Raw genomic sequence first — 24342 nt, forward strand, 5'->3', positions numbered from 1 at the left:
GTCGATCCACGGCCGCAACGATGGCGTCGGCGGTGCGCACCAGAGCCAGGTGAGTGAGGGCCTGGGGCGTGTTCCCGGCGTGATGCCCTGTCGTCACGTCGTACTCCTCGGAGAGCAGCCCGACGTCGTTGGCCAGGCCGACCAGCCTGGTCATCAGGGTCTGGGCGTCGTCGACGCGGTCCGACGCCGCGTACTGCTCGGCCAGCCAGAACGAACACGCCAGAAAAGGGTGCTCGCCGCCGTCGAGTCCGTCCAACGCCCGGTGGGTGGAGTAGCGCAGCACAAGACCGCCCCGCATGAGATCGTCCTCTATGGCGCGCACCGTGCCGAGCATGCGCGCATCCGTCGCCTCGCAGAAGCCCACCTGGGGGAGGAGAAGCAGCGACGCATCGACCTCCTCGCTGCCGAAGTGCTGCGTGTAGCAGCCGCGGGCGGTGTTGAATCCGCGTTCTTCGATGTCGCGGCGCACCTCGTCGCGGATGCTCCGCCACCGGTCCACCGGTCCGGGCAGGCCGTACTCCGTCACGCCCCGCACCGCCCTGTCGAACGCGGCCCAGACCATCACCCGGGAATGGGTGAACTCCCGCGCCGGACCGCGCACCTCCCAGATGCCCTGATCGGGCCGCCGCCAGTTCGCTTCCAGGTATCTCATCAGGGAGAGCTGCAGCGGCCAGGAGAATTCGGTCTCCTCGACCCCGGCGCCGCGGGCCGCGTGCAGGGCCATCATCACCTCACCGACGGCGTCGGACTGGAACTGGCCGACGGCTCCGTTGCCCACCCGCACCGGCGCAGACGCTTGATGGCCGGGCAGGCTGGTCAGCTCACGCTCGGGCAGGTCGCGTTCACCGGCCAGGCCGTACATGATCTGGAGGTCGTTCGGGTCGCCGGCAATCGCCCGCAGCAGCCAGCCCCGCCAGGCTTGGGCCTCGGCCTCGTAGCCGTGGGAGAGCAGCACCTCGAGGGTGAGTGAGGCATCACGCAGCCACACGTACCTGTAGTCCCAGTTGCGGCTGCCGCCGGAGAGCTCGGGGAGTGAGGTCGTCGCGGCCGCGACGATGCCGCCGGTCGCCTCGTGGGTGAGCGCGCGGAGTACCAGCAGCGACCGCACGACGGCGGTCCTGAACGGGCCCTCGTGGATGCAGCTGTCCGCCCAGGCGGCCCACCAGGCCAGGGTGTCGCCGTACACCTGCGGAACGTCCAGGGTCGGCGGCATCACCAGGTGCGAGGGGTACCAGGTGAGCTGCACGGTGAGGCTCTCGGTGGCCGTGACGGTGAACCGGGCCTCGTGGCGGTGGTCGGCGGCATGCAGGGCAGGGCCGCGCACGACCACGGCGTCAGGGCCGGCCACGGCGATCAGCCCGGGCGTGTGCTCGTGGCGCAGCTGTCGCACCCACGGCACCGTGGTGGCGTAACCGAACCGCAGGCGCAGATCCTGCAGCATTTCCACGCTTCCACTGAGCCCGCGCACGGTGCGCACGACGTCGGCGCGGTCATCGCCGTGCGGCATGAAGTCGAGCACCTCCACCGAGCCGGTCCCGGTGGTCCAGATCGTGGAGAGGACAAAACTGTCGCCCACGTAGGACCGGGTGCAGGTGGCCGACGGGTCGGCGGGAGCGAGCAGCCAACGGCCGTGGTCCTCGGTGCCCAGCAGAGCGCCGAACATCGATGCTGAGTCGTAGCGGGGCAGGCACAGCCAGTCGATGCTGCCGTCGCGGCCCACCAGGGCAGCAGAATGGCAGTCGCTGATCAGCGCATAATCCTCGATGTGCAGAGCCATTCAGACATCTTCACACGGTGACCCGCCGAGTGGGCTAAGCGACGAGACGACTCACAGTTGCGGCTCCGGCGCGGGCGCCGTTCTTCGCTTCGGAACCGCGCTGGTCGGCGCTGCTCTGCACGGTGCTGTGGGGTTCGGCCCAGACCGAGATCGGAGCGGGGTTCCAGGGCAACGCGGTCGGCTCGGCGCCGGAGGACACGAGGATCGCGCCGGTGGTCAGGCGAGGGTCGATGGCCGTGATGCCGTCAACGGGGGTGTCGGTGCGCGGCTCGGCGACATTCGCGGGTGCGGCCGGGGCGTCCGTGCGCAAACGGATGGTTTCGGTGGCGAGGATCTCGGTCAGCGTCTCGGCGATCTGGTGGGCCTTGAGCCCGTGGAAGATCACATCCGTGTCGCCGGCCTGGCGGGGGACCAGGGTCCAGGCGCCGTCAGCGCCGACGAGGTCGGCCAGCGCTGCGTGCAGATGGTCGTAGACCTGAGCGCGACTGAGTTCTGCCGGGGCCGGAGCAACCGGAACCTGAACGACGGGTGCGGTGCGACGTCGACGACCGAACATCGTGAGCCCCTTCCTTCTAACAACGCGAGAAGTCCAGTTTCCTCGTCTGTGCCCCTAAAACACGGGGGACACGCCGCATAACGAGTACTGGCGGGAGCGGGCGCGCTATTTCTTCTTCGTGCCGGTCGTCAGCGCCTTCTCGTCGGCGTCCTTCACCACGTTGCCGACGGCGACGGCAACGCTCAGACCCCACCCGATCCAGGTGAGCAGGAGCCGCCAGTCGCGCGGTCCGTGCCTGGTCGCCTGCACGATGTTCCACCCGCCGGCCACGACGCCGATCATGGCGCTGTTGAACAAGAACTTTCGCATATGTTCCTCCTGGTTCTACGCTACCGGGGTGGTCGTCGATCACGCGAACCGGTGGCCGAACGCCCACCGCATCGAACCGGTTGTGCCGCTGGGCGAAGGAGCAGAATGCGAACGGCGATCATCGGCGCAGTGTTGCTCGGTGTGGGGATCATAGCCTCGATTTCCGGGGTGCTGCCCTGGCCGGCCACGCTGGAGCTGGTCGACCGGGTGCTGCCGATCCTGGTGTTCGTCGCCGCGATCACCGTGGTGGCCGAACTGGCCGCCGCCGCCGGCCTCTTCACCTTCGTGGCGGAACGGCTGACGCTGTGGGCCCGCGGCCGTACCTGGCTGCTGTGGCTGCTGGTCGTGCTCCTGGCCGTCCTGAGCACGATCTTCCTGTCGCTGGACACCACGGCGGTGCTGCTGACCCCCGTCGTCGTCGTGATGGCCAGGCACGTGGGCCTCGGCCCGCTGCCGTTCGCGCTGACCACGGTGTGGCTGGCCAACACCGCGTCACTCATGTTGCCGGTGTCCAACCTCACGAATCTGCTCGCGCAGAGCCGGCTGAGCGCGATGCTCGGGCACCCGGTGAGTCCCCTCCAGTTCGCCGCGCTCACCGCGGCGCCGGCGCTCGCGGCGATTCTGGTTCCGGTCGCGGCGATCGCCCTGATCAGCCGGCGGTCGCTGCGGCAGCGTTATCGGAGGGCGCCGCCGACCCGGGTGGCCAACCCGGTTCTGTTCGGCACCAGCGCGGTGACGGTGCTGGCGCTCATCCCGGCGCTGGTGTCGGGCATCCCGGTCTGGATTCCGGCGGTGCAGGCGGCCCTGATCCTGACGGTGATTTTCTTCGTGCTCGACCGCACGGCGCTCTCGTTCTCTCTGGTGCCGTGGCCCCTGCTGCTGCTGGCGTCCGGGTTGTTCCTGGTGATGGCGGCGCTGCACGAGCTGGGTCTGGGCGATCTTCTCGACGCCGCCGCCGGCTCGGGTGAGGATCTGCTGAGCCTGCTGCGCCTGGCCGGGGCGGGGATGACCGGCGCCAACGCGATCGACAACCTGCCCGCCTATCTCGCGTTGGAGCCGGTGGCCACCACCCCGGTGCGGATGGTGGCGCTGCTGATCGGCGTGAACGCCGGTCCGCTGATCACCCCGTGGGCGTCACTGGCGACGCTGCTCTGGCACGAGCGGCTGAGCAGCCTGGGCGTGGACATCTCCTGGCGCCGCTACCTGCTGCTTGGCCTGCTGGTGGCGCCCCTCACGGTGCTCGCAGCCACCCTCACCCTCGCCCTCACCACCTAGCCACGCCCCCTCGCGAACTGTGAGTTAAGCACCGAAAACCTGGAGTTTTCGGGGCTTAGCTCACAGTTCGCGGGTGTGGATGCGGGCGAAGGCGAGGGTGTCGGCGAGCATGGCCAGGCGCTCGGGCTCGGTCTTGGCGGCGCGGGTGTTGACCTCGGCCACGACGGCGCCGTCCCAGCGCGCCGCGGCCAGGAGCGCCAGCACCTCCGCCACAGGTTCGGAGCCCTGCCCGGGCAGCAGGTGCTCGTCGAAGACCCGGCCCTCGTCGAGCGAGCCCGACCCGTCGCAGAGATGCACGTGCCGCAGCCTCTCGCCCAGGGCCGTCGCCATGGCCAGGCTGTCATGGCCGCTCAGGGCGCAGTGCGAGAAATCGAGGGTCACCGAGCTGCAATCCATCAGGGTGGTGTCCCAGCCGGGGGAGTACGCCTTCACCCCGCGGCCGCCGATCTTCCACGGGAACATGTTCTCCACGGCGATCTGGAGCCCGGTGCTCGCGGCCAGCTCCCGCACGATGTCGAGGAAATCCTCCGCATAGCCGGCCTGCCAGCGAAACGGCGGATGCACCACGACGGTCCCCGCGCCGACCCGAGCGGCCAGCTCGGCGGACTTCTCCAGCTTCACCCGGGGGTCCCGGCCCCAGACGAAGTGGGTGAGCAGCAGCACCGGGGCGTGGATGGACAGGATGGGCAGGTCGTACCGCTCGGACAGGGCCACCAGCGCCGCCGCATCCTGGGTCGCCTCGTCGCGGGTGACCATGATCTCGACGCCGTCGTACCCGGCCTGCCCTGCCAATCTGAAGGAGTCCTCCAGCGGCAGCGGGTAGGCGCAGGTGGAGCTCATGCCGATGCGAATCACGGCGTCAGCATAGTCTTCGCTGGTAACCTCGAGGTACAGCCAGGTGCCCGCGGATACGGGTACCGGAATGGACGAATCATCGAAACCGCAGCCGACACTACCGCCGCCGACACCACTCAGATCGAAACCAGCGCAGCACGCACCGACGCGAGCGACAGCACCGCTCCCGAGCCCGGTCCCGATTCCGTCGCGCCCGGTCATTTCGACCTTGTCGTGGTCTCCAACCGGCTTCCCGTCGACTACGAGCTCGCCGAGGACGGCACCGAAAGCTGGCGCACCTCGCCCGGTGGCCTGGTCACCGCGCTCGAACCGATGATGCGCGCCTCCGACGGCGCCTGGGTGGGCTGGCCCGGCGTGGCCGACCGCGATTTCGACCCGTTCGAAAACGACGGCATCTCCATCGTTCCCGTGCGCCTGAGCACCGAAGACCTCGAGCTCTACTACGAGGGCTTCTCCAACGACACCCTCTGGCCGCTCTACCACGATGTGATCGCCTCGCCGAGCTACCACCGCGAATGGTGGGAGGCGTACGTGCAGGTCAACCGCCGCTTCGCCAAGGCGGCAGCGGCATCCGCGGCACCGGGCGCCACGGTCTGGGTGCACGACTACCAGCTGCAACTGGTGCCCCGGATGCTCCGCGACGCCCGGCCCGACCTGGTGATCGGCTTCTTCAACCACATCCCGTTCCCGCCGTACGGCATCTTCGCGCAGCTGCCCTGGCGCAAGCAGATCCTCGACGGTCTGCTCGGCGCCGACCTGATCGGGTTCCAGCGGCTCGCCGACGCCGGTAACTTCTCCCGCGCCGTGCGTCGCCTGTTCGGCTACGCCACTCGCGGCGTCGCCGTGGATGTGCCCAGCCAGAACGGCCAGCACCGCCGCGTCATCGCCAAGCACTTCCCGATCTCGATCGACGCCGAAGCCTACGAGGAAATGGCCAGGCGGCCGGAGATCCAGGAACGTGCCCGGCAGATCCGCGAGGACCTCGGCAACCCCAAGACGATCATGCTCGGTGTGGACCGGTTGGACTACACCAAGGGCATCGGTCACCGCATCAAGGCCTTCGGCGAGCTCCTCGAAGACGGCGCGCTCAGCGTCGAGGACGTCACCCTGGTGCAGGTCGCCAGCCCGTCCCGGGAACGCGTCGCCACCTACATGCAGCTGCGCGACGAGATCGAACTCGCCGTCGGCCGGGTCAACGGCGACTACTCCACCATCAGCCACACGGCCATCAGCTACCACCACCACGGGTACCCGCGCGAGGAGATGGTGGCGCTGTACCTCGCCGCCGACGTGATGCTCGTCACGGCGCTCCGCGACGGCATGAACCTCGTCGCCAAGGAGTACGTGGCCGTGCGCTACGACGGCGACGGTGTTCTGGTGCTCAGCGAATTCGCCGGCGCCGCCGACGAACTCAAGCAGGCCGTGCTGATCAACCCGCACGACATCGACGGCATGAAGGCGTCGATCATGAAGGCCATCACCATGCCCAAGCGCGAACGCACCCGGCGGATGCGGGCGCTGCGACGCAAGGTCTTCGACAACGACGTGGCCACCTGGTCCGCCTCGTTCCTGCAGACCCTCACCGGCGGGGCCGCCGTGCCCAGCGGGGTGCCGGAGAACCTGGTCAGCGCCCTCCGCGACCTGGCCCAGGCCGAGACCATCCTGGTGGCGCTGGACTTCGACGGCACCCTCGCGCCGCACGTCGACGAGCCTGAGGACGCCCGTGCCGTGGACGGCACCCACGATGTGGTGCAGCGGCTGCTCGACCAGCGCGGTGTACGTGTCGCGTTCGTCTCCGGCCGCGCCCTGGTGAGCCTCAAGCACGTGGCCGAACCCCAGAGCGAAGTGCTACTCACCGGGTCGCACGGCATCGAGGTGCAGTTGGACGCCAACGGCATCGAGCTGGGCCTGGTGCCCGAGGAAGTCGAGAAGCTGGACACCCTCACCCGGGTGCTCGAGCGCATTTCCGGGCCGGTGTTCGGCACCTGGATCGAGCAGAAGCCGGCCGGCCTGGCCCTGCACACCCGCCTGGCCACCGCCCAGGACGGCCTGGCCGTGCAGCGTGAGGCCCGCGACCAGCTGGCCGAGCTGCTGCCGGCACTCACCGTGCGCGAGGGCAAGAACGTGCTCGAATTCTCGGTGCGCTCCAGCACCAAGGGTGACGCCCTCGAACGCCTACGCGTGCACACCGGCGCCGACAGGGTGCTCTACGCCGGCGACGACGTCACCGACGAAGACGCCTTCACCGTTCTGGGCGACGGCGACCTCGGCCTCAAGATCGGCCCGGGCGCCACCCAGGCGGGCTACCGGGTGCGCGGCCCGAAGGAAGTCACCCAGGTGCTGGCGCTCCTGGCCGACTTCCGGGCGGCAGCTCAGCAGGAGTGACCGCGCCGTCGCGGGTGTGCCAACAGGTCCATGACCTGCATGCCGCCCGCGACGTTCTAGACTCGGAACATGTCTGAGATCGATATTAAGCCACGGAGCCGCGACGTCACGGATGGCATCGAAGCCACCACCTCCCGCGGCATGCTGCGCGCGGTCGGGATGGGCGACGCCGATTGGGACAAGCCCCAGATCGGCATCGCCAGCTCCTGGAACGAGATCACCCCGTGCAACCTGTCGCTTGACCGCCTCGCCCAGGCGTCCAAGGAGGGTGTGCACTCCGGCGGCGGGTACCCGCTGCAGTTCGGCACCATCTCGGTCTCCGACGGCATCTCGATGGGCCACGAGGGCATGCACTTCTCCCTGGTCTCCCGTGAGGTCATCGCCGACTCCGTCGAGGTCGTCATGCAGGCCGAGCGCCTCGACGGTTCGGTGCTGCTGGCCGGCTGCGACAAGTCGCTGCCCGGGATGCTCATGGCCGCGGCCCGCCTGGACCTCGCCAGCGTCTTCCTCTACGCCGGGTCCATCGCCCCCGGTTGGGTGAAGCTCTCCGACGGCACCGAGAAAGACATCACCATCATCGATTCGTTCGAAGCCGTCGGCGCCGTCAAGGCCGGCCGCATGAGCGAGGCCGACGCCAAGCGCATCGAGTGTGCCTTCGCCCCCGGCGAGGGAGCCTGCGGCGGCATGTACACCGCCAACACCATGGCCAGCGTCGCCGAAGCCCTGGGCATGAGCCTGCCCGGCTCCGCATCACCCGCCTCCGCCGACCGCCGCCGCGACTACTACGCGCACCGCTCCGGCGAGGCCGTGGTCAACCTGCTGCGCCTCGGCATCACCGCCCGCGACATCCTCACCAAGAAGGCGTTCGAGAACGCCATCGCCGTCGCCATGGCCTTCGGCGGCTCCACCAACGTGGTGCTGCACCTGCTCGCCATCGCCCAGGAGGCCGAGGTCGAACTGACCCTCGACGACTTCAACCGCATCGGCGACAAGGTTCCGCACATCGGCGACCTCAAGCCGTTCGGCAAATACGTCATGAACGACGTGGACCGTCACGGCGGCGTGCCCGCCGTGATGCGCGCCCTGCTCGAAGCCGGCCTGATCCACGGTGACGCGCTCACCGTGACCGGCAAGACCGTGGCGGAGAACCTCGCCGAGATCGACCCGCCCGAGCTGGACGGCACGGTGCTGCGCACCCTGGACAACCCGATCCACGCCTCCGGCGGCATCGCCATCCTCAAGGGCTCCATCGCCCCGGAGGGCGCCGTCGTCAAGACCGCCGGCTTCGACAGCGATATCTTCGAGGGCCCCGCCCGGGTCTTCGAACGTGAGCGCGCCGCCATGGACGCCCTCACCAACGGGGAGATCCTCAAGGGCGACGTCGTCGTCATCCGCTACGAGGGCCCCAAGGGCGGCCCCGGCATGCGCGAGATGCTCTCGATCACCGCGGCCATCAAGGGCGCCGGGCTCGGAGCCGATGTACTACTATTGACTGATGGTCGATTCTCAGGCGGCACAACCGGACTGTGTATCGGCCATATAGCACCCGAAGCGGTGGACGCAGGTCCCATCGCCTTCGTGCGCGATGGTGATCTGATACGGGTCGATATCGCAGCTCGCTCGCTTGACCTACTGGTCGACCCTGATGAGCTGGCCGCCCGCCGAGAAGGCTGGGCTCCGCTTCCTCCCCGTTACACCCGCGGCGTTCTCGCCAAGTACTCCAAGCTCGTGCAGTCCGCAGCCCTTGGTGCTACCACGGGCTAATCGACACCATCCGTCACCGACTTAGGGATTTGCCTCTCATGACCACGGAACCTTTGCCCGTGCCATCCGCTCCGACCCCTGGTGCGCCGACCGCTCCGGCCGACGCTGCTCCCGAGATCCTCACAGGCTCCGGGGCGATTCTGCGTACCCTCAAGATGCTCGGTGTCACCGACGTCTTCGGGCTGCCCGGCGGCGCCGTCATCCCGCTCTACGACGAGCTGATGAACCAGGACGACATCCGCCACATCCTGGTACGCCACGAACAGGGTGCCGGCCACGCCGCGGAGGGCTACGCGTCCTCCAGCAACCGGGTCGGGGTGGCCATCGCCACCTCCGGTCCCGGCGCGACCAACCTGGTCACCGCCATCGCCGACGCCTACATGGACTCGGTGCCGCTCCTCGCGATCACCGGTCAGGTTTTCTCCACGCTGATGGGCACGGATGCCTTCCAGGAGGCCGACATCGTCGGCATCACCATGCCGATCACCAAGCACTCCTTCCTGGTGAAGCGGCCTGAAGACATCCCCGCGGCCCTCGCCTCGGCGTTCCTGATCTGCAACACCGGCCGGCCCGGCCCGGTGCTGGTGGACATCACCAAGGACGCGCAGCAGATGAGCGCGCCGTTCATCTGGCCGCCCAAGCTCGACCTGCCCGGCTACCGGCCGATCACCAAGGCGCACGGCAAGCAGGTGCAAGCCGCGGCAGCCCTGCTGGCCGAAGCCTCGAAGCCCGTCTTCTACGTCGGCGGCGGTGTCATCCGCGCTCAGGCCTCACCGGAACTGCTGGAGCTGGCCGAACTGACCGGCACCCCCATCGTCACCACGCTGATGGCGCGCGGCGCGTTCCCCGACTCGCACGAGCAGCACCTGGGCATGCCCGGTATGCACGGCACCGTCGCGGCCGTGCTCGCCCTGCAGGAGGCCGACCTGATCATCGCCCTCGGCGCCCGCTTCGACGACCGGGTCACCGGCAAGGCGAGCGAATTCGCGCCGAACGCCACCATCGTGCACGTGGACGTGGATCCCGCCGAGATCGGCAAGATCCGCGCCGCCGACGTGCCGATCGTGGGCGATGCGAAGGACGTCATCGCCGACCTCACGGTCGCGTACCGCGAGGCGATCACCACCACCACCCCCGATATCTCCGAATGGTGGACGTACCTCAGGGGCCTGCGCGAGAAGTTCCCGTTGGGCTACTCCGAGCCGGCCGACGGCCTGCTCGCCCCGCAGTACGTGATCAAGCGCATCGGTGAGCTCACCGGACCGGAGGGCGTCTACGCCGCCGGCGTCGGCCAGCACCAGATGTGGGCCGCGCAGTTCATCAAGTACGAACGGCCCAACTCCTGGCTCAACTCCGGTGGCGCCGGAACCATGGGCTACTCGGTTCCCGCGGCCATGGGCGCGAAGGTCGCCGAACCCGACCGTGTGGTCTGGTCCATCGACGGTGACGGCTGCTTCCAGATGACCAACCAGGAGCTGGCCACCTGCACGATCAACAACATCCCGATCAAGGTGGCGATCATCAACAACTCGTCCCTCGGCATGGTGCGCCAGTGGCAGTCGCTGTTCTACGACGGCCGGCACTCGTTCACCGACCTCAACACCGGGCACGGCACCGCGATGGTGCCGGACTTCGTGAAGATGGCCGACGCCTACGGTGCCCTGGGCATCCGGGTCACCAGCGCCGACCAGGTCGACGACGCCATCAAGCTCGCCCTGGCCACCAACGACCGACCCGTGGTGATCGACTTCATCGTCAGCCGTGACGCCATGGTGTGGCCGATGGTGCCGCAGGGCGTCAGCAACAGTTTTGTGCAGTACGCCAAGGACCACGCCCCCACCTGGGAAGAGGAGTAACCATGAGCACCCACGTTCTCAGCCTCCTCGTCGAGGACAAGCCCGGCCTGTTGACCCGCGTCGCCGGCCTGTTCGCCCGACGTGGCTTCAACATCGAGAGCCTCGCCGTCGGCCACAGCGAGATCCCTGGCCTGTCCAGGATCACGATCCTCGTCGACGTCGAAGACGCCCCCCTCGAGCAGGTGACCAAGCAGCTCAACAAGCTGATCAACGTCATCAAGATCGTCGAGCTCGACCCGAGCCAGTCGGTCCAGCGCGAACACCTGCTCGTCAAGGTGCGGGCGGACAACACCACCCGCTCCCAGGTGCTCGAGGCCGTCACCCTGTTCCGTGCCCGGGTCGTCGATGTCGCAACGGATGCCGTCGTCATCGAGGTCACCGGAGACTCCGGCAAGGTCGCGGCCTTCCTCCGGGTGCTCGAACCGTACGGAATCAAGGAAATCGCCCAATCGGGCCTGCTCGCCATCGGTCGGGGATCCAAGTCGATCACCGAACGCGTTTTCAAGAACTAACTAGTACAGTCCAACAACCAAGGAGAACCCCACATTGTCTGAAATCTTCTACGACAAAGACGCCGACCTGTCCCTGATCCAGGGCAAGAAGGTCGCCGTCATCGGCTACGGCTCGCAGGGCCACGCCCACGCGCAGAACCTGCGCGACTCCGGCGTCGAGGTCGTCATCGGACTCAAGGAGGGCTCGAAGTCCCGCGCCAAGGCCGAAGAGGTCGGCTTCACCGTCAAGAGCGCCGCCGAGGCGTCCGCCTGGGCCGACGTCATCGTGGTGCTCGCTCCCGACCAGGTGCAGCGCCACCTCTACAAGGACGACATCCTCCCCAACCTCGCCGATGGTAAGGCCCTCGTCTTCGGACACGGCTTCAACATCCGCTTCGGCTACATCGAGGCGCCCGCGGGCGTCGACGTGGTCATGGTCGCACCAAAGGGCCCGGGCCACACCGTGCGCCGCGAATTCGAGGCCGGCCGTGGCGTTCCCGTCATCGTCGCCGTCGAGAAGGATGCCTCGGGCAACGCCTGGCCGCTGACCCTCAGCTACGCCAAGGCGATCGGTGGCCTGCGCGCCGCCGGCATCAAGACCACCTTCACCGAAGAGACCGAGACCGACCTGTTCGGCGAGCAGGCCGTTCTCTGCGGTGGCGCGTCGCAGCTGATCCAGTACGGCTTCGAGGTTCTCACCGAGGCCGGCTACCAGCCGCAGGTTGCCTACTTCGAGGTGCTGCACGAGCTCAAGCTCATCGTCGACCTGATGTGGGAGGGCGGCATCGCCAAGCAGCGTTGGAGCGTCTCCGACACCGCCGAGTACGGCGACTACGTCTCCGGCCCGCGCGTGATCGACCCGAGCGTCAAGGAGAACATGAAGGCCGTTCTCGCCGACATCCAGAACGGTGCATTCGCCGAGCGCTTCATCAACGACCAGGATGCCGGAGCACCGGAGTTCCTGGCGCTGCGCAAGAAGGGCGAAGAGCACCCGATCGAGGCCACCGGCCGCGAGCTGCGCAAGCTCTTCGCGTGGAACGCCTCGAACGACGACGACTACGTCGATGGCGAAGCCGCCCGCTAACCAGCAGCTGAGTTTCACCAGTTTCACCAGTCTCACCAGTTTCACCGAAGGGGCCAGTCATCCGACTGGCCCCTTCGGCGTGCGCGCGACGGGCGGATGCACCGAATTGCCACTTACGGGCAGTGCAGCGGGCGCAAACTGGCCTCAACTGTCCTCTCGCCGCCGGGGTAACCGACGAAAGGGCAGTTGAGGGCAGTGCCGGCGCCCTCAAGTGGCCTCAACTGCCCTCTCGCCAAGGTGCTCGGTTGTTCCTGGCGGGGCCCTGCCGAGTGCCGCTACCCAGGGCCAGCCAGCCGACGCGTCCGTCCCGGTTTGCGCCCGATAGGCTTCCGGCGTGAGCATGCGAAATTCCTCGACCGAGAAGATTGCCGGCGCACCCGCTGCGAGTGACGACGGTGCCACTCGGTCCACCCGACTGCTGGCCACTGTCGCCCTGGTGGGGGCGGTGCTCTACGTGCTGGTCGACGTGGTGCTGCAGTTGCTGCCGCCGCACTACAGCGTGATCTCCGAAGCCGAGAGCAACCTCGCTGTGGGGCCGTACGGCTGGATCATGAACCTGAACTTTCTGGCCAGGGGAGTGGTCACGGTGTGTGCTGTCGCCGCGCTCGCGAGCTTCTCACCCCGCAGCAGGCTTCGGCAGGTCGGCTTCGGCCTGATGCTGTTCGCCGGGGTGTGTTCCGCCGCGCTGGCCTTCTTGCCCACCGACATCCCGCCCGCCGATGCGCCAGGGCTCGCCCCGACGACGGCGCTCGGCACCGCGCACCTGGTCGTCGCTGCGGCCGGATTCATCGCTGCGCTGATCGCGTTCGGTCTGCTGACCCTGTGGCTGCGGGGTACCGCGCTCCGCAGGGTGTTCCCGGCCGCCGCCGCGCTCACGGGAGTGGCAGCGGCCGGGCTCGTGTCGCTCGGCGTGGCCGCGGTGCTCGCACCTGGGGTGATCGGGTTGGCCGAGCGGGTCTGCCTGGCCGGGGTGCTGGGCTGGGTCATCGTGGTCAGTGTGGCCATTCGGCAACACACCGCGCCCGCAGCGGCACCGGCACCGGCAACCAAGGTCACACCGCGGGCTTGACCGCCTGGATCGTATAGCTGAGCGGTGCGACGCCGTTTCGCGCATCGAGTGCGAACTCGCCGTTCGGTCGCTCGATCATCTGGCCGGGCAGGGCCTCCCACGGCACGCTGTCGTGCTCGATCAGCATCGTCAGGGTCAGGCCCGCGTTCAGCAGCGCCGTGACGATCTCGCCGAGACCGTGGTTCCACTCGTAGGTCGTCGTGTGGGTGATCGGACGGTCCGTCGCCACGTAGGTGGAGTCGTCGTCCCACTCCAACGGTTCCTGCTGCTCAAAATAGGGGAAGCGCAGGTGCAGGTCGTCGGAGAGTCGTTCGTCCATGGCCCACAGGATCGGGTGGCCCTCACGGATGAACAGCCGGCCGCCGGGAACCAAGAGTCCGGCGACCACGGCCGCCCACCGCTCGATGCTGGGCAGCCAGCACAGGGCGCCGATCCCCGTGTAGACCAGGTCGAAGCTCGCCGGCGGCAGCACAGTGAGCGCCGAATACAGATCGGATTCGACGAAGTCGACGGCGTCGCCGGTTTCGGCGACGAGCGCACGAGCCTCCGCGAGAGCCATGAGGGAGAAGTCCAGCCCGGTGACCCTGGCGCCGAGCCGGGCCAGGGAGAGCGTGTCGGTGCCGATGTGGCACTGCAGGTGCACGGTGTTGAGCCCCGCGATGTCGCCCAGCCGGTCACTGTCGAAGTTCACAACACCCGACAACAGTGCGGGATCGGTCAGGTAACGCTGCACGCCGTAGCCGAGCCCGGTGCGCACCGCATGGGCCGCCGCCCGGTCGTCCCAGTTCGCGCGATTGGCATCGAGATGGTGTTGCATGAGAAACCTGTTTTCGCCCGGGGTCGAACGAGCCCACCAGACTACCCCCTCGGATGCTCCCGGGTACTATGTCCCGCATTGGTGAGCCATCCGCGACTCGCAGAAGCGTCGACTCAAAGGAGCGTCATCGTGAAAGCACTCGTCTACAACGGTCCCGGCCAGAAGGCCTGGACCGACGTGCCTGATCCGCAGATCACCCGGTCCACCGACGCCATCGTGCGGGTGGACACCACCACCATCTGCGGCACGGACCTGCACATTCTCAAAGGTGACGTGCCCGCGGTGCAGCCCGGGCGCATCCTCGGCCACGAGGGAGTCGGCACAGTCGTCGCCGTCGGCGACGCCGTCGAGTCCATCACTGTGGGCCAGCGGGTGCTGATCTCCTGCATCAAGTCCTGCGGGCACTGCGCGAACTGCAAGACCGGGCTCTATTCGCACTGCCTCGGCGACGAGGGGCGGTCGGGCATCGGCTGGGTCTTCGGTCATCTGATCGACGGCACCCAGGCCGAGTTCGTGCGGGTGCCCTACGCAGACAACTCGTTGTATCCGTTGCCGGAGTCCGTCACCGACGGTGAGGCCGTGATGCTCTCGGACATCCTGCCCACCGGCTTCGAAATCGGGGTGCAGTACGGCCAGGTGGCGCCGGGTGACGTTGTCGCCGTCATCGGGGCCGGTCCCGTCGGCCTGGCCGCGATCGCCACCGCGGGGCTCTATGGCGCGGGCGCGATTGTGGCCGTCGACATCGACGAGAACCGGCTCGAACAGGCCAAGGCCTTCGGAGCCACCCACACCGTGCTCTCCGGCCGCCCCGAGTGGCGGGACGAGGTGCTCGCCGTCACCGACGGTGCCGGCGTGGACGTGGCCATCGAGGCCGTCGGCATCCCGGAGACCTTCACCATGGCCACCGAGATCGTGCGGCCCGGCGGGCACCTGGCCAATGTGGGCGTGCACGGCAAGCCCGTGCCGCTACACGTGGAGAACCTGTGGATCCAGAACATCAGCATCAGCATGGGCCTGGTGAACACCAACACCACCCCGATGCTGCTCAAGCTCGTGACCCAGCACAAGATCCCGGCGGACCGGCTGGCCACCCACCGGTTCGATTTCGACCACGTTCTGGACGCCTACGACACCTTCGCCCGCGCCGCCGACACCCACGCACTGAAGGTGCTGATCAGTCACTGAAGCGCAGTCGCCGGTCCAATAAGCTGGACACATGACTTCTTCTCGGGATGACGACGCGCTCGGCTGGGCCGGCGACGACGACCCCACGCTCGTGTCCGGCAACACAACGACGCCCGAGCGAACGGATGCGCCCGCCGCCGACACCGAGGCCGCCAGCGCGGCCGGTCCTGTCACGGCGGAACCCGCCGGCGACTTGCCCGAGGGCTGGGAAGTCACCGGCTCGCCCGGCGGTTATGTCGACGCCCCAACGGGCAAGGCACCACTGTCATCACCGGCCCTGGTGGGCCTGGGCATCCTGGGCGGTGTCTACCTGCTCTACACGATCGGCTGGTTCATCGGCGTGTCCCGCCTCACGAATCCGCCGGCCGACGTGCTGACCGAGTTCATGTTCACCCTGGGGACCTGGCTGGCCATCGCGGCCCCGGCGGTCTGGTTCGCCACCGCCTACTGGCTCACCCGCGGCAAGCCGCGGCTGCGCTGGACCTGGCTCGTCCTGGGCGTCGTGCTGCTGGCCCCACTGCCCTTCATCGCCGGATCCGGGGGACTCTGATGAGCACCGAAGACACCACCACCGCTCGCACCCGCCGTACCCCCGGCTGGTTGGCCGCGACCATCTCCATCGTGTTCGGCCTGTTCTACGCGTACAGCGCGTGGGCCGGCCTCGGCAACCTGCTCGGGCTGAACAATGCCGCCGGGATGCTCGACACCTCCCTGAACGGCCTCGGGTGGGGCCTGTTGCTGGCCGGTGTGCTCGGCCCCGTCATCGTTTTCGGCCTGGCCTTCTGGCTCGGCCGCCGCCGCGAGGCCGGTCCGCAGGCGCTCATCCTGCTGGCTGGGCTCTGCCTGGTGTCCGCTCTCTCACTCGACATCTTCGTCTTCGGCCTGGGCAGCCTGATCGTCTAGCGCAATACCGGCTGACTCAGCCGGCCAGGCCCGCCACGAGCACCAGACCGATCAGGACCAGCTGGCCGAGCAACCGCGGAACCAGCGGAATCGCGACAGCGCCGAACCGGTCCTTGTGCCGGGCCGCGTAGGCATTGGCGGGGAACACCGCCACCAGGAACACCGCCAGCGCGACACCTGACGTAACACGAGTGGATTCGACGAGCAGCCCCACGCCGCCGGCGATCTCGCACACGCCCGTGAAGATCACCAGGTTCCGCGGCGACAGCAGGCCCCGCATCCGCAGTCGTGGCGGGATCATCGCCGACATCGTGCGCTGAACCGCGGGCGCGAAATGGCTGATCCCGGCGCCGACGAACACCACCGCCAGCACGATCCTCAGCACGGTTAGGACGTTGGTCACTGACTCGGGGCTCATCGCTCCATTCTGGTGCCAGTAAAGTGTGTTGGTATCTGGCGCCCCAAGATCGTGGCGCGAGCTTCCCTCGCCTGACGCTTTCTAAGGATCTGTTTTCGTGTCGAAGCCCGTAGTACTAATCGCCGAAGAACTCTCGCCCGCCACAGTCGATGCCCTGGGCCCCGACTTCGATGTCCGCTCTGTCGACGGCACCGACCGTGCCGCACTGCTCGCCGAGCTGGCCACCGCCAACGCCATCCTGGTTCGTTCCGCGACCAAGGTCGACGCCGAGGCCCTCGCCGCCGCCCCGCACCTGAAGGTCATCGCCCGCGCCGGAGTCGGCCTGGACAACGTCGACATCAAGGCCGCCACCGCCGCCGGCGTCATGGTCGTCAACGCCCCGACCTCCAACATCATCTCCGCCGCCGAGCTCACTGTCGGCCACATCCTCAGCCTGGCCCGTCACATCCCGCCGGCGCACGGCGCCCTGGCCCAGGGCCAGTGGAAGCGCTCCAAGTACACCGGTATCGAGCTGTACGAGAAGACCGTCGGCATCATCGGCCTCGGCCGCATCGGCGCCCTGGTCGCCGCCCGCCTGCAGGCCTTCGGCGTGAACATCATCGCGTTCGACCCGTACATCACCTCGGCCCGCGCCCAGCAGCTGGGTGTGCACCCGGTGAGCCTGGACGAGCTGCTCGCACAGTCCGACTTCGTCACCATCCACATGCCGAAGACCCCGGAGACCACCGGCATGATCAGCGCGCCGCAGCTGAAGCTGATGAAGCCCACCGCCTACGTCGTCAACGTCGCCCGCGGCGGACTCATCGATGAAGCCGACCTGTACACGGCCCTGGTCGACGGCACCATTGCCGGTGCCGGCCTGGATGTCTTCGTCAATGAGCCGCCGACCGGTTCGCCGCTGCTCGGCCTCGACAACCTGATCAGCACCCCGCACCTGGGTGCGTCCACCGACGAAGCCCAGGAGAAGGCCGGCGTCTCCGTGGCCAAGTCCGTGCGCCTCGCGCTGTCGGGCGAACTCGTCCCCGACGCCGTGAACGTCGCCGGCGGCATCATCGACCCAAGCGTTCGCCCCGGCATCCCGCTGGTCGAGAAGCTCGGCCAGGTCTTCTCCGGCCTCGCCGCCCACAGCCCGCTCACCAGCGTCGATGTCGAGGTGCGCGGCGAGATCGTCGCCCACGACGTGTCGGTGCTCAAGCTCGCCGCGCTCAAGGGCATCTTCACCAACGTGGTCAGCGAAACCGTCTCCTACGTCAACGCGCCCTTGCTCGCCGAGCAGCGCGGAGTGGCCGTGCGCCTGATCACCGAGGCCGAGTCGCCCGAGTACCGCAACCTGATCACCCTCCGCGGCGCCCTCGCCGACGGTTCGCAGGTGTCGGTCTCCGGCACCCTGGTGGGCACCAAGCAGATCGAAAAGATCGTCGAAGTGAACGGCTACGACGTTGAGGTGCCGTTCGCCGAGCACCTGATCGTCATGCTGTACACCGACCGTCCCGGCATCGTCGCGGTGTACGGCCGCGAGTTCGGCGACGCGGCGATCAACATCGCCGGCATGCAGATCGCCCGGCACGAAGCCGGCGGCCCCGCGCTGAGCGTGCTGACCGTTGACTCGCCCGTTCCCGCCGCGCTGCTCGAGTCGGTGCGTGAAGCGATCACGGCCGACGTGATGGTGACGATCGACCTCACCGAGTAACCCACCCGTCGCCTGAACAGGCGCAGCACACGAAAAAAGCCCCGGATGCGCATCCGGGGCTTTTTCGTGTGCTGCGGTCAGACAGGTCAGACGTCGTCGATCGACCGTTCCTGCTGCACGGTGCGCTCTCCGCTGACCGGGTCGACCGCGCTGCGGGTGGTGCTGATGCTGCTGCGGCGGCGGGTGAGCAGCACCAGGCCGAGCACGAAGACGAGAGCGCCGGCCCCCATCAGGATGTAGCCGACGAGGTCGAGGTCCACCCAGTCGACCTGGATGTTCAGGGCCCATACCAGGATGGCGCCGACGACGAACAGGAAGATTCCCAATCCGATACTCATGATGAACTGCTTTCTTCTTCAGTGGCACATACGCGTCGGCGACGCGCACGGTCAGGGTTCTCCAGCATAGACAGCGGAATGCGCACAGTAGGGTTGATTTGCAGGGTATCTCCACGCCAATATCGCGCCAATATCGCCAGCCCACCGGCTGCCTCACCGTAATCGGAGCCGCATGTCCCGCTCAGTCAAGCTCGCAGTCATCGCCGGAGACGGCATCGGCCCGGAGGTCGTCGCCGAAGCGCTGAAGGTGCTCGACGCCGTGACCCAGTCCGAGCCCGTTGACTTCGACCTCACGCACTTCTCCCTCGGCGCCACCCGCTTCCTCGACACCGGCGACGTGCTCACCGACGAGGACCTCGCCGCGATCAGCGCCCACGACGCCATCCTGCTCGGCGCGGTCGGCGGAGTGCCTGGCGATCCGCGCCTCAAGGACGCGAACATCGAGCGGGGTCTGCTGCTCAAGCTGCGCTTCTCCCTGGACCACTACGTCAACCTCCGCCCGAGCGTGCTGTTCCCCGGCGTGCCCAGCCCGCTGGGCGACCCCGGCGAGGTGGACTTCGTCGTCGTTCGCGAGGGCACCGAGGGCCCGTACGTCGGCAACGGCGGCGCCATCCGTCAGGGCACCCCGCAGGAGGTGGCCAACGAGGTCTCGGTCAACACCGCCTACGGCGTGGAACGGGTCGTGCGCTACGCGTTCGAGACCGCCCGCAACCGCCCGCGCAAGCGCCTGACCCTGGTGCACAAGACCAACGTGCTGGTCTTCTCGGGCAGCCTGTGGCAGCGCCTCGTCACCGAGGTGGCCGTCGACTACCCGGATGTGGCCGTCGACTACCTGCACGTGGACGCGGCGACGATTTTTCTCGTCACGAATCCGAGTAGATTTGACGTCATCGTCACGGACAACCTCTTCGGCGACATTCTCACTGACCTGGCAGCGGCAATCAGCGGCGGCATCGGCCTGGCGGCATCCGGAAATATCAATCCGGACGGTCGTTTCCCCAGCATGTTCGAACCCGTACACGGTTCGGCACCAGACATCGCGGGCCGGCAACTGGCCGATCCGACGGCGGCGATCCTCTCCGTCGCGCTCCTGCTCGACCACCTCGGGCTCACGGATGCCGCGGCACGGGTGAGCGCGGCCGTCACGGCCGACATCGTGGCTCGCAGCGTCGACAGCAACACCGGCAGCGCCGGCTCGGGTCCTCGTTCCACCAGCGCCGTCGGCGATGCCATCGTGACCCGCCTGACCGGCACTTCCGCTTAACCGCACTCCCGTCTAACCACAAGGGACTCCCATGAGCCAGCAGACCACCTTCCCGCTCGAATTCGAGCTCACGCCGTCCGAGACGGCCCGGAGCAGCGCCGAGCGCGAAACCATCCTCGCCGACCCCGGCTTCGGCAAGCACTTCACCGACCACATGGTCGTCATCGACTGGACCGTCGACGCGGGCTGGCACGACGCCCGCGTCATCCCGTACGGCCCGCTGATGCTCGACCCGGCCTCGTCGGTGCTGCACTACGGCCAGGAGATCTTCGAGGGCATGAAGGCCTACCGTCACGCCGACGGCTCGATCTGGACCTTCCGTCCGGAGAAGAACGCCCAACGGCTGCAAAGCTCGGCCCGACGCTTGGCGCTGCCCGAACTGCCGGTGGCCGACTTCATCGAATCGGTCAAGCAGATCATAAATGTGGATGGCGACTGGGTGCCGGATGCGCCCGAGACCAGCCTGTACCTGCGCCCGTTCATGATCGCCAACGAGAGCTTCCTCGGGGTGCGCGCCGCACACAAGGTGGGCTACTACGTGATCGCCAGCCCGGCCGGCGCCTACTTCACCGACGGTGTGGCCCCGGTGAGCATCTGGCTCTCCACCGACTACTCCCGCGCCGGCCGCGGCGGCACCGGCGCCGCCAAATGCGGCGGCAACTACGCCGCCTCGCTGCTGCCCCAGCGTCAGGCCTACGACAACGGCTGCGCCCAGGTGCTCTTCCTCGACGGCGAGACCGGCACCCACATCGACGAACTCGGCGGCATGAACGTGTTCTTCGTGCACGGCACCGACACCCTCGTCACCCCTCGCCTCACCGGCACCATCCTCGAGGGCGTCACCCGCGACAGCATCCTGCAGCTCGCCCGCGACCGTGGCATGACCGTTCTCGAGCGCGACGTGACCGTGGACGAGTGGCGCGACGGCGTCGCCTCCGGCGAGATCACCGAAGTCTTCGCCTGCGGCACCGCCGCCGTGGTCACCCCGATCGCCCAGCTCAAGGGTGAGGGCTTCACCATCGGCGATGCCGACGCACCGGCCGGCGAGATCACCATGTCGCTCCGCCAGGAGCTCACCGACATCCAATACGGCCGCCTGCCCGACCGGCACGGCTGGCTGCTGCGCCTGGACGCTGCTGCCGAGACTGAGGTGACCGCGTGAAGATCGCCCGGTTCAGCCACGCCGGCACCATAGCGTTCGGCATCATCGACGACGACGAACTCGTCGTGCTCACCGGCGACCCCATGTTCGCCGGCTACAACCCCACCGGAGCCCGACTGCCACTGGTGGACGTGGCCCTGCTCGCCCCGGTCATCCCGCGCTCGAAGGTCGTCGGCCTGGCCGGGGCCTACTACGCGGATGCCGCGGAGAAGGCCGCCGCGCTGGCCGCGCCCGGCGACAAGGCCGAGCCGCGTTTCTTCATCAAGCCCAACACCACCGTGGTCGGCCCCAACGACCCCATCGTGCTGCCCCCGGCATCCGACGACGTGCGGGTGGAGGGCGAGCTGGCCATCGTGATCGGCCGGGTCGCCAAGAACCTCAGCGTCGCCGACGCGCCAGGAGCGATCTTCGGTTACACGATCGCCAACGACGTCACCGCGGTCGACCTCAGCGAGGAAGGTGGCCACGGAGCCAGGGCCAAGGGCTTCGACTCCTTCTGCCCGCTCGGACCGGTGATCGACACCGAGTTCGATCCCACGGATGGCCGGGTCCTCGGCCGGGTCAACGACACCGAGTTCCAGAACGGCGAGGTGTCGCTGCTGGCCTTCTCCATGGCCGAGATCGTCTCGTTCCTCTCGCACTCGTTCACCCTGCTGCCCGGCGACGTGATCCTCACCGGGTCCTCGAGCGCCGCCCGGCGCGTGTCCGACGGCGACACCACGAGCATCGAGATCCCCGGACTCGGCGTGCTCACCAACCCGGTGCGCCGCGCGGCCTGACCGGCCGATTGACGGGGGATCGATTGACGGGGGTTCGATGAACGGGGGACCGATGAACGCTGCGGAGATGTACGCTGCCGAGATCTACGCGGCGGAGCTCGAGCCGCGCGACATCACCATCGGCCGCCGGGCGGGAATGCTCGCCGGGTCGGCGGCATCCATCGCTCTGAGCCTGTTCGGCATGGGCGACAGTCCCATCGGGCCGGCGGTCTCCGACCTCGTCATCCGGGTCAGGGACGACGGGCGGGTGGTCTATCGCGCCGGGCAGGGCAATTCGCAGCTGGCCGATTCGATGCTCGAGACAGCACAGCGCGAACTGGCCCAGTTCACGCCGGAGCGCTTCGCCACCGAGTGGGGACTGGATCTCGCCTGAGCTGGAACTGTTGCCGCTGCGGACAATTGCGACCGGTGCGCCGAGCGCAATTGTCCGGACGGGGAACAGTTAGAGCGGGAACCAGGCGCGGACTTGGTCCGCGGCCGTGGAGAGCAGCGCGGATGACTCGGCGGCGTTGACCCGGGCGAGCAACATGGCGCTCATCGAGAGGGATGCGAGGGTGCGCACTCGTTCGTCGGTGCGGTCGCTGTGGTCATCGGTACGGGTGCCGGTGCCGGTGCCGGTGCCGGTATCGGTACCGGCAGTGGCAGTGGTGCCGGCAGCAGCGCCGGCGATGGCATGGCGCAGTGCCGCCGCGAGTTCGGTGCGATATGCCTCCACCACCTCGCGGGCGGGCTCGTCGTGCGTGGCCAGGCCCGTCGCACAGTTCACCAGGAGGCAGCCGCGCCGGGGGGAGTCCAGCGGCAGTTTCCCCACGGCTTCGCGGAGTTCCTCGAAGTACGCCAGCAACTCAGCTCGGCCGGCGCCATCCGCCTGCAGACCGCGCAGGCGCGGGCGGATGACGGTGTCCCGGTAGTCGCTGACGGCGGCGTCGAAGAGCCCCCGTTTGCTGCCGAAGGCGTGGTAGAGGCTCGACCGGTTGATACCCGTGGCCGCCTCGAGGTCGGCCAGGGATGCGCCGTCGTAGCCGAGGTCCCAGAAGACGTCGCGGGCGGATTGCACGACAGTGGTGCTGTCGAACGTCTGGAGCCGTCCCATGAGCTGCCTGCCTTCCGTCCGCGGACGTCTGGTCCGGGGTGTGTGTGGTGTTGATACACGCGGTGTTCCTGTGAATGTTCTGTACTGCTCGTTTCACTATAACCGATAGCCCGGCTATAGTAAAACGATCGGTGCAGAAAACGTGCGGCGCCACAAGCGCCCGGCACCCACCACGAACAGTAAGGACGTTTCGCATGACGACAGCAACCAGTACCCAGATCCAGCTCGCGGCCCGGCCCACCGGCTGGCCCACTGACGCCGACTTCTCCACCGCCGTCGTCGAGCTGCCCGAGCTGGCCGCCGGCCAGGTGCGGGTCGTCAACGACTTCATCTCCGTCGACCCCTACATGCGCGGCCGGATGAACGACGTGAAGTCCTACATCGCGCCGTTCGTGCTCGGCGAGACCATGGGCGGCGGCGCCGTCGGCCACGTCGTGGCCTCGACCGTGGAGTCCGTGCCCGTCGGCAGCCTCGTCGTGCACCAGTACGGCTGGCGCGATGTCGTACAGGAGGAAGCCGCGGGCTTCCGCGTCGTTCCCGAGATCCCGAACGCTCCCGCCTCCGCGTACCTCGGTGTGCTGGGCATGACCGCGCTCACCGCCTACGTCGGCCTGCTCGAGGTCGCCCAGTTCAAGGCGGGCGACACCGTCTTCGTCTCCGGCGCCGCCGGCGCCGTGGGCAGCATGGTGGGCCAGATCGCTCGTCTCAAGGGTGCCGCTCGGGTGATCGGCTCCGCCGGCACCGACGAGAAGGTGGCCCTGCTCACCGAGAAGTACGGCTTCGACGCCGCGTTCAACTACAAGACCGGCGACATCGCCACCCAGCTGGCCGAGGCCGCGCCCGAGGGCATCGACGTGTACTTCGACAACGTGGGCGGTGACCACCTCAGCGCGGCACTCGGCGCGTTCAAGGATGGCGGCCGGGCCGCCCTCTGCGGCGCGATCTCCCAGATGAACCGAACGGATGGCCCCACCGGCGTGCAGAACATGGTCAACATCGTGACCCGTGGTCTCACCCTGCAGGGCTTCACCGTGGGTAACTACCTGCAGCACTTCCCGGCCTTCACCGAGCAGATGGGCACCTGGTTCGCGGCCGGCGACATCGTCTTCGACGAGACCGTCGTGGACGGTATCGACAACGCTGTCGACGCGTTCCTGGGCATGCTCCGCGGAGAGAACACCGGCAAGATGGTCGTGAAGACCTCCGTCACCGATTCCGCGCCGGCCGCGAACTAACCCGCGACCACTGCTTCTACAACCTACGTATTCGATC

23 protein-coding genes and 1 pseudogene are annotated in these 24342 nt (G+C 68.0%); 16 read left to right on the top strand and 8 right to left on the bottom strand.

Features of this window, described 5'->3' with window-relative positions:
- Positions 1–10: 10 nt before the first annotated feature.
- From E3T61_RS13525 to E3T61_RS13535, 3 genes and pseudogenes are all read right to left on the bottom strand, one after another.
- Positions 11–1777, bottom strand: a pseudogene (locus E3T61_RS13525) (glycoside hydrolase family 15 protein); the annotation flags it as partial.
- A 34-nt stretch (positions 1778–1811) separates the two neighbouring features.
- Positions 1812–2333 (bottom strand): hypothetical protein, encoded by a 522-nt coding sequence (locus tag E3T61_RS13530; RefSeq protein ID WP_134641358.1) that lies wholly within the window; start codon positions 2331–2333, stop codon positions 1812–1814.
- Positions 2334–2438: 105 nt separating this feature from the next.
- Positions 2439–2642, bottom strand: coding sequence for a hypothetical protein (locus tag E3T61_RS13535; RefSeq protein WP_130178978.1), 204 nt, complete (start codon positions 2640–2642; stop codon positions 2439–2441).
- A 105-nt stretch (positions 2643–2747) separates the two neighbouring features.
- On the opposite strand from E3T61_RS13535, the gene E3T61_RS13540 reads away from it, so the two are divergent.
- Complete coding sequence (locus E3T61_RS13540) at positions 2748–3917, top strand: SLC13 family permease (RefSeq protein WP_134641359.1); 1170 nt, start codon at positions 2748–2750, stop codon at positions 3915–3917.
- Positions 3918–3977: 60 nt separating this feature from the next.
- On the opposite strand, the gene E3T61_RS13545 is transcribed toward E3T61_RS13540, so the two are convergent.
- Positions 3978–4772 carry a sugar phosphate isomerase/epimerase family protein gene (locus tag E3T61_RS13545; RefSeq protein WP_134641360.1) on the bottom strand — a complete coding sequence of 265 codons (795 nt, stop codon included), beginning with the start codon at positions 4770–4772 and terminating at the stop codon, positions 3978–3980.
- 213 nt (positions 4773–4985) lie between these two features.
- On the opposite strand from E3T61_RS13545, the gene E3T61_RS13550 reads away from it, so the two are divergent.
- From E3T61_RS13550 to E3T61_RS13575, 6 genes are all read left to right on the top strand, one after another.
- The gene (locus E3T61_RS13550) at positions 4986–7157 is read left to right on the top strand and encodes a bifunctional alpha,alpha-trehalose-phosphate synthase (UDP-forming)/trehalose-phosphatase (protein WP_241992566.1); all 2172 of its coding nucleotides are present in this window, start codon (positions 4986–4988) and stop codon (positions 7155–7157) included.
- Between the two features lie 69 nt (positions 7158–7226).
- Positions 7227–8921 carry a dihydroxy-acid dehydratase gene (ilvD, locus tag E3T61_RS13555; RefSeq protein ID WP_134641361.1) on the top strand — a complete coding sequence of 565 codons (1695 nt, stop codon included), beginning with the start codon at positions 7227–7229 and terminating at the stop codon, positions 8919–8921.
- 38 nt (positions 8922–8959) lie between these two features.
- Positions 8960–10777: an acetolactate synthase large subunit gene (locus E3T61_RS13560; protein WP_134641362.1), complete on the top strand. Its 1818-nt coding sequence runs from the start codon at positions 8960–8962 to the stop codon at positions 10775–10777.
- A gap of 2 nt (positions 10778–10779) precedes the next feature.
- On the top strand, positions 10780–11289 hold the full coding sequence (gene ilvN / locus E3T61_RS13565) for an acetolactate synthase small subunit (RefSeq protein WP_130178983.1): 510 nt from the start codon (positions 10780–10782) through the stop codon (positions 11287–11289).
- A gap of 34 nt (positions 11290–11323) precedes the next feature.
- Entirely contained in the window at positions 11324–12352 is a 1029-nt protein-coding gene (gene ilvC / locus E3T61_RS13570; protein WP_134454082.1) for a ketol-acid reductoisomerase, read from the top strand.
- A gap of 340 nt (positions 12353–12692) precedes the next feature.
- Positions 12693–13421 (top strand): DUF998 domain-containing protein, encoded by a 729-nt coding sequence (locus E3T61_RS13575; RefSeq protein ID WP_241992571.1) that lies wholly within the window; start codon positions 12693–12695, stop codon positions 13419–13421.
- Here the strand turns inward: E3T61_RS13575 and E3T61_RS13580 are convergent.
- A complete protein-coding gene (locus E3T61_RS13580) occupies positions 13405–14238 on the bottom strand; it encodes a class I SAM-dependent methyltransferase (protein ID WP_134641364.1) in 834 nt (277 codons plus the stop codon). The two genes, E3T61_RS13575 and E3T61_RS13580, sit on opposite strands and share 17 nt — an antisense overlap.
- 129 nt (positions 14239–14367) lie before the next feature.
- On the opposite strand from E3T61_RS13580, the gene E3T61_RS13585 reads away from it, so the two are divergent.
- The 3 genes from E3T61_RS13585 to E3T61_RS13595 are packed head-to-tail and all read left to right on the top strand — an operon-like array spanning position 14368 to position 16326.
- Positions 14368–15423 (top strand): zinc-dependent alcohol dehydrogenase family protein, encoded by a 1056-nt coding sequence (locus E3T61_RS13585; protein WP_134641365.1) that lies wholly within the window; start codon positions 14368–14370, stop codon positions 15421–15423.
- Positions 15424–15454: 31 nt separating this feature from the next.
- A complete protein-coding gene (locus E3T61_RS13590; RefSeq protein ID WP_134641366.1) occupies positions 15455–15973 on the top strand; it encodes a DNA polymerase III subunit gamma/tau in 519 nt (172 codons plus the stop codon).
- A complete protein-coding gene (locus tag E3T61_RS13595) occupies positions 15973–16326 on the top strand; it encodes a bacitracin resistance protein (RefSeq protein ID WP_134641367.1) in 354 nt (117 codons plus the stop codon). Before E3T61_RS13590 ends, E3T61_RS13595 begins: the two co-directional genes overlap by 1 nt.
- A gap of 16 nt (positions 16327–16342) precedes the next feature.
- On the opposite strand, the gene E3T61_RS13600 is transcribed toward E3T61_RS13595, so the two are convergent.
- Positions 16343–16744, bottom strand: a complete 402-nt coding sequence (locus E3T61_RS13600) for a DoxX family protein (protein ID WP_134641368.1) — start codon at positions 16742–16744, stop codon at positions 16343–16345.
- Between the two features lie 97 nt (positions 16745–16841).
- Between E3T61_RS13600 and serA the strand changes: the two genes are divergently transcribed.
- Entirely contained in the window at positions 16842–18434 is a 1593-nt protein-coding gene (serA, locus tag E3T61_RS13605) for a phosphoglycerate dehydrogenase (protein WP_134641369.1), read from the top strand.
- Between the two features lie 86 nt (positions 18435–18520).
- Here serA and E3T61_RS13610 read toward each other — a convergent pair whose 3' ends face one another.
- Positions 18521–18772 carry a DUF6458 family protein gene (locus E3T61_RS13610; RefSeq protein ID WP_134641370.1) on the bottom strand — a complete coding sequence of 84 codons (252 nt, stop codon included), beginning with the start codon at positions 18770–18772 and terminating at the stop codon, positions 18521–18523.
- A 172-nt stretch (positions 18773–18944) separates the two neighbouring features.
- On the opposite strand from E3T61_RS13610, the gene E3T61_RS13615 reads away from it, so the two are divergent.
- The 4 genes from E3T61_RS13615 to E3T61_RS13630 all read left to right on the top strand — a co-directional run bounded on the left by E3T61_RS13615 (position 18945) and on the right by E3T61_RS13630 (position 22350).
- Entirely contained in the window at positions 18945–20036 is a 1092-nt protein-coding gene (locus E3T61_RS13615) for a 3-isopropylmalate dehydrogenase (protein ID WP_134641371.1), read from the top strand.
- Between the two features lie 31 nt (positions 20037–20067).
- The gene (locus E3T61_RS13620) at positions 20068–21198 is read left to right on the top strand and encodes a branched-chain amino acid aminotransferase (protein ID WP_134641372.1); all 1131 of its coding nucleotides are present in this window, start codon (positions 20068–20070) and stop codon (positions 21196–21198) included.
- The gene (locus E3T61_RS13625; RefSeq protein ID WP_134641373.1) at positions 21195–21977 is read left to right on the top strand and encodes a fumarylacetoacetate hydrolase family protein; all 783 of its coding nucleotides are present in this window, start codon (positions 21195–21197) and stop codon (positions 21975–21977) included. The genes E3T61_RS13620 and E3T61_RS13625 overlap by 4 nt, the downstream gene beginning before the upstream one ends.
- Positions 21978–22044: 67 nt before the next feature.
- Positions 22045–22350, top strand: a complete 306-nt coding sequence (locus E3T61_RS13630) for a hypothetical protein (protein WP_134641374.1) — start codon at positions 22045–22047, stop codon at positions 22348–22350.
- A 69-nt stretch (positions 22351–22419) separates the two neighbouring features.
- Here E3T61_RS13630 and E3T61_RS13635 read toward each other — a convergent pair whose 3' ends face one another.
- Complete coding sequence (locus E3T61_RS13635) at positions 22420–23070, bottom strand: TetR/AcrR family transcriptional regulator (RefSeq protein ID WP_134641375.1); 651 nt, start codon at positions 23068–23070, stop codon at positions 22420–22422.
- A gap of 194 nt (positions 23071–23264) precedes the next feature.
- Here E3T61_RS13635 and E3T61_RS13640 point away from each other — a divergent pair, with 194 nt between their 5' ends.
- Positions 23265–24305, top strand: a complete 1041-nt coding sequence (locus tag E3T61_RS13640; RefSeq protein WP_134641376.1) for an NADP-dependent oxidoreductase — start codon at positions 23265–23267, stop codon at positions 24303–24305.
- The last annotated feature ends 37 nt before the right edge of the window (positions 24306–24342 follow it).

This window comes from Cryobacterium lactosi, from assembly GCF_004403945.1.
Classification (GTDB): Bacteria; Actinomycetota; Actinomycetes; order Actinomycetales; family Microbacteriaceae; genus Cryobacterium; species Cryobacterium lactosi.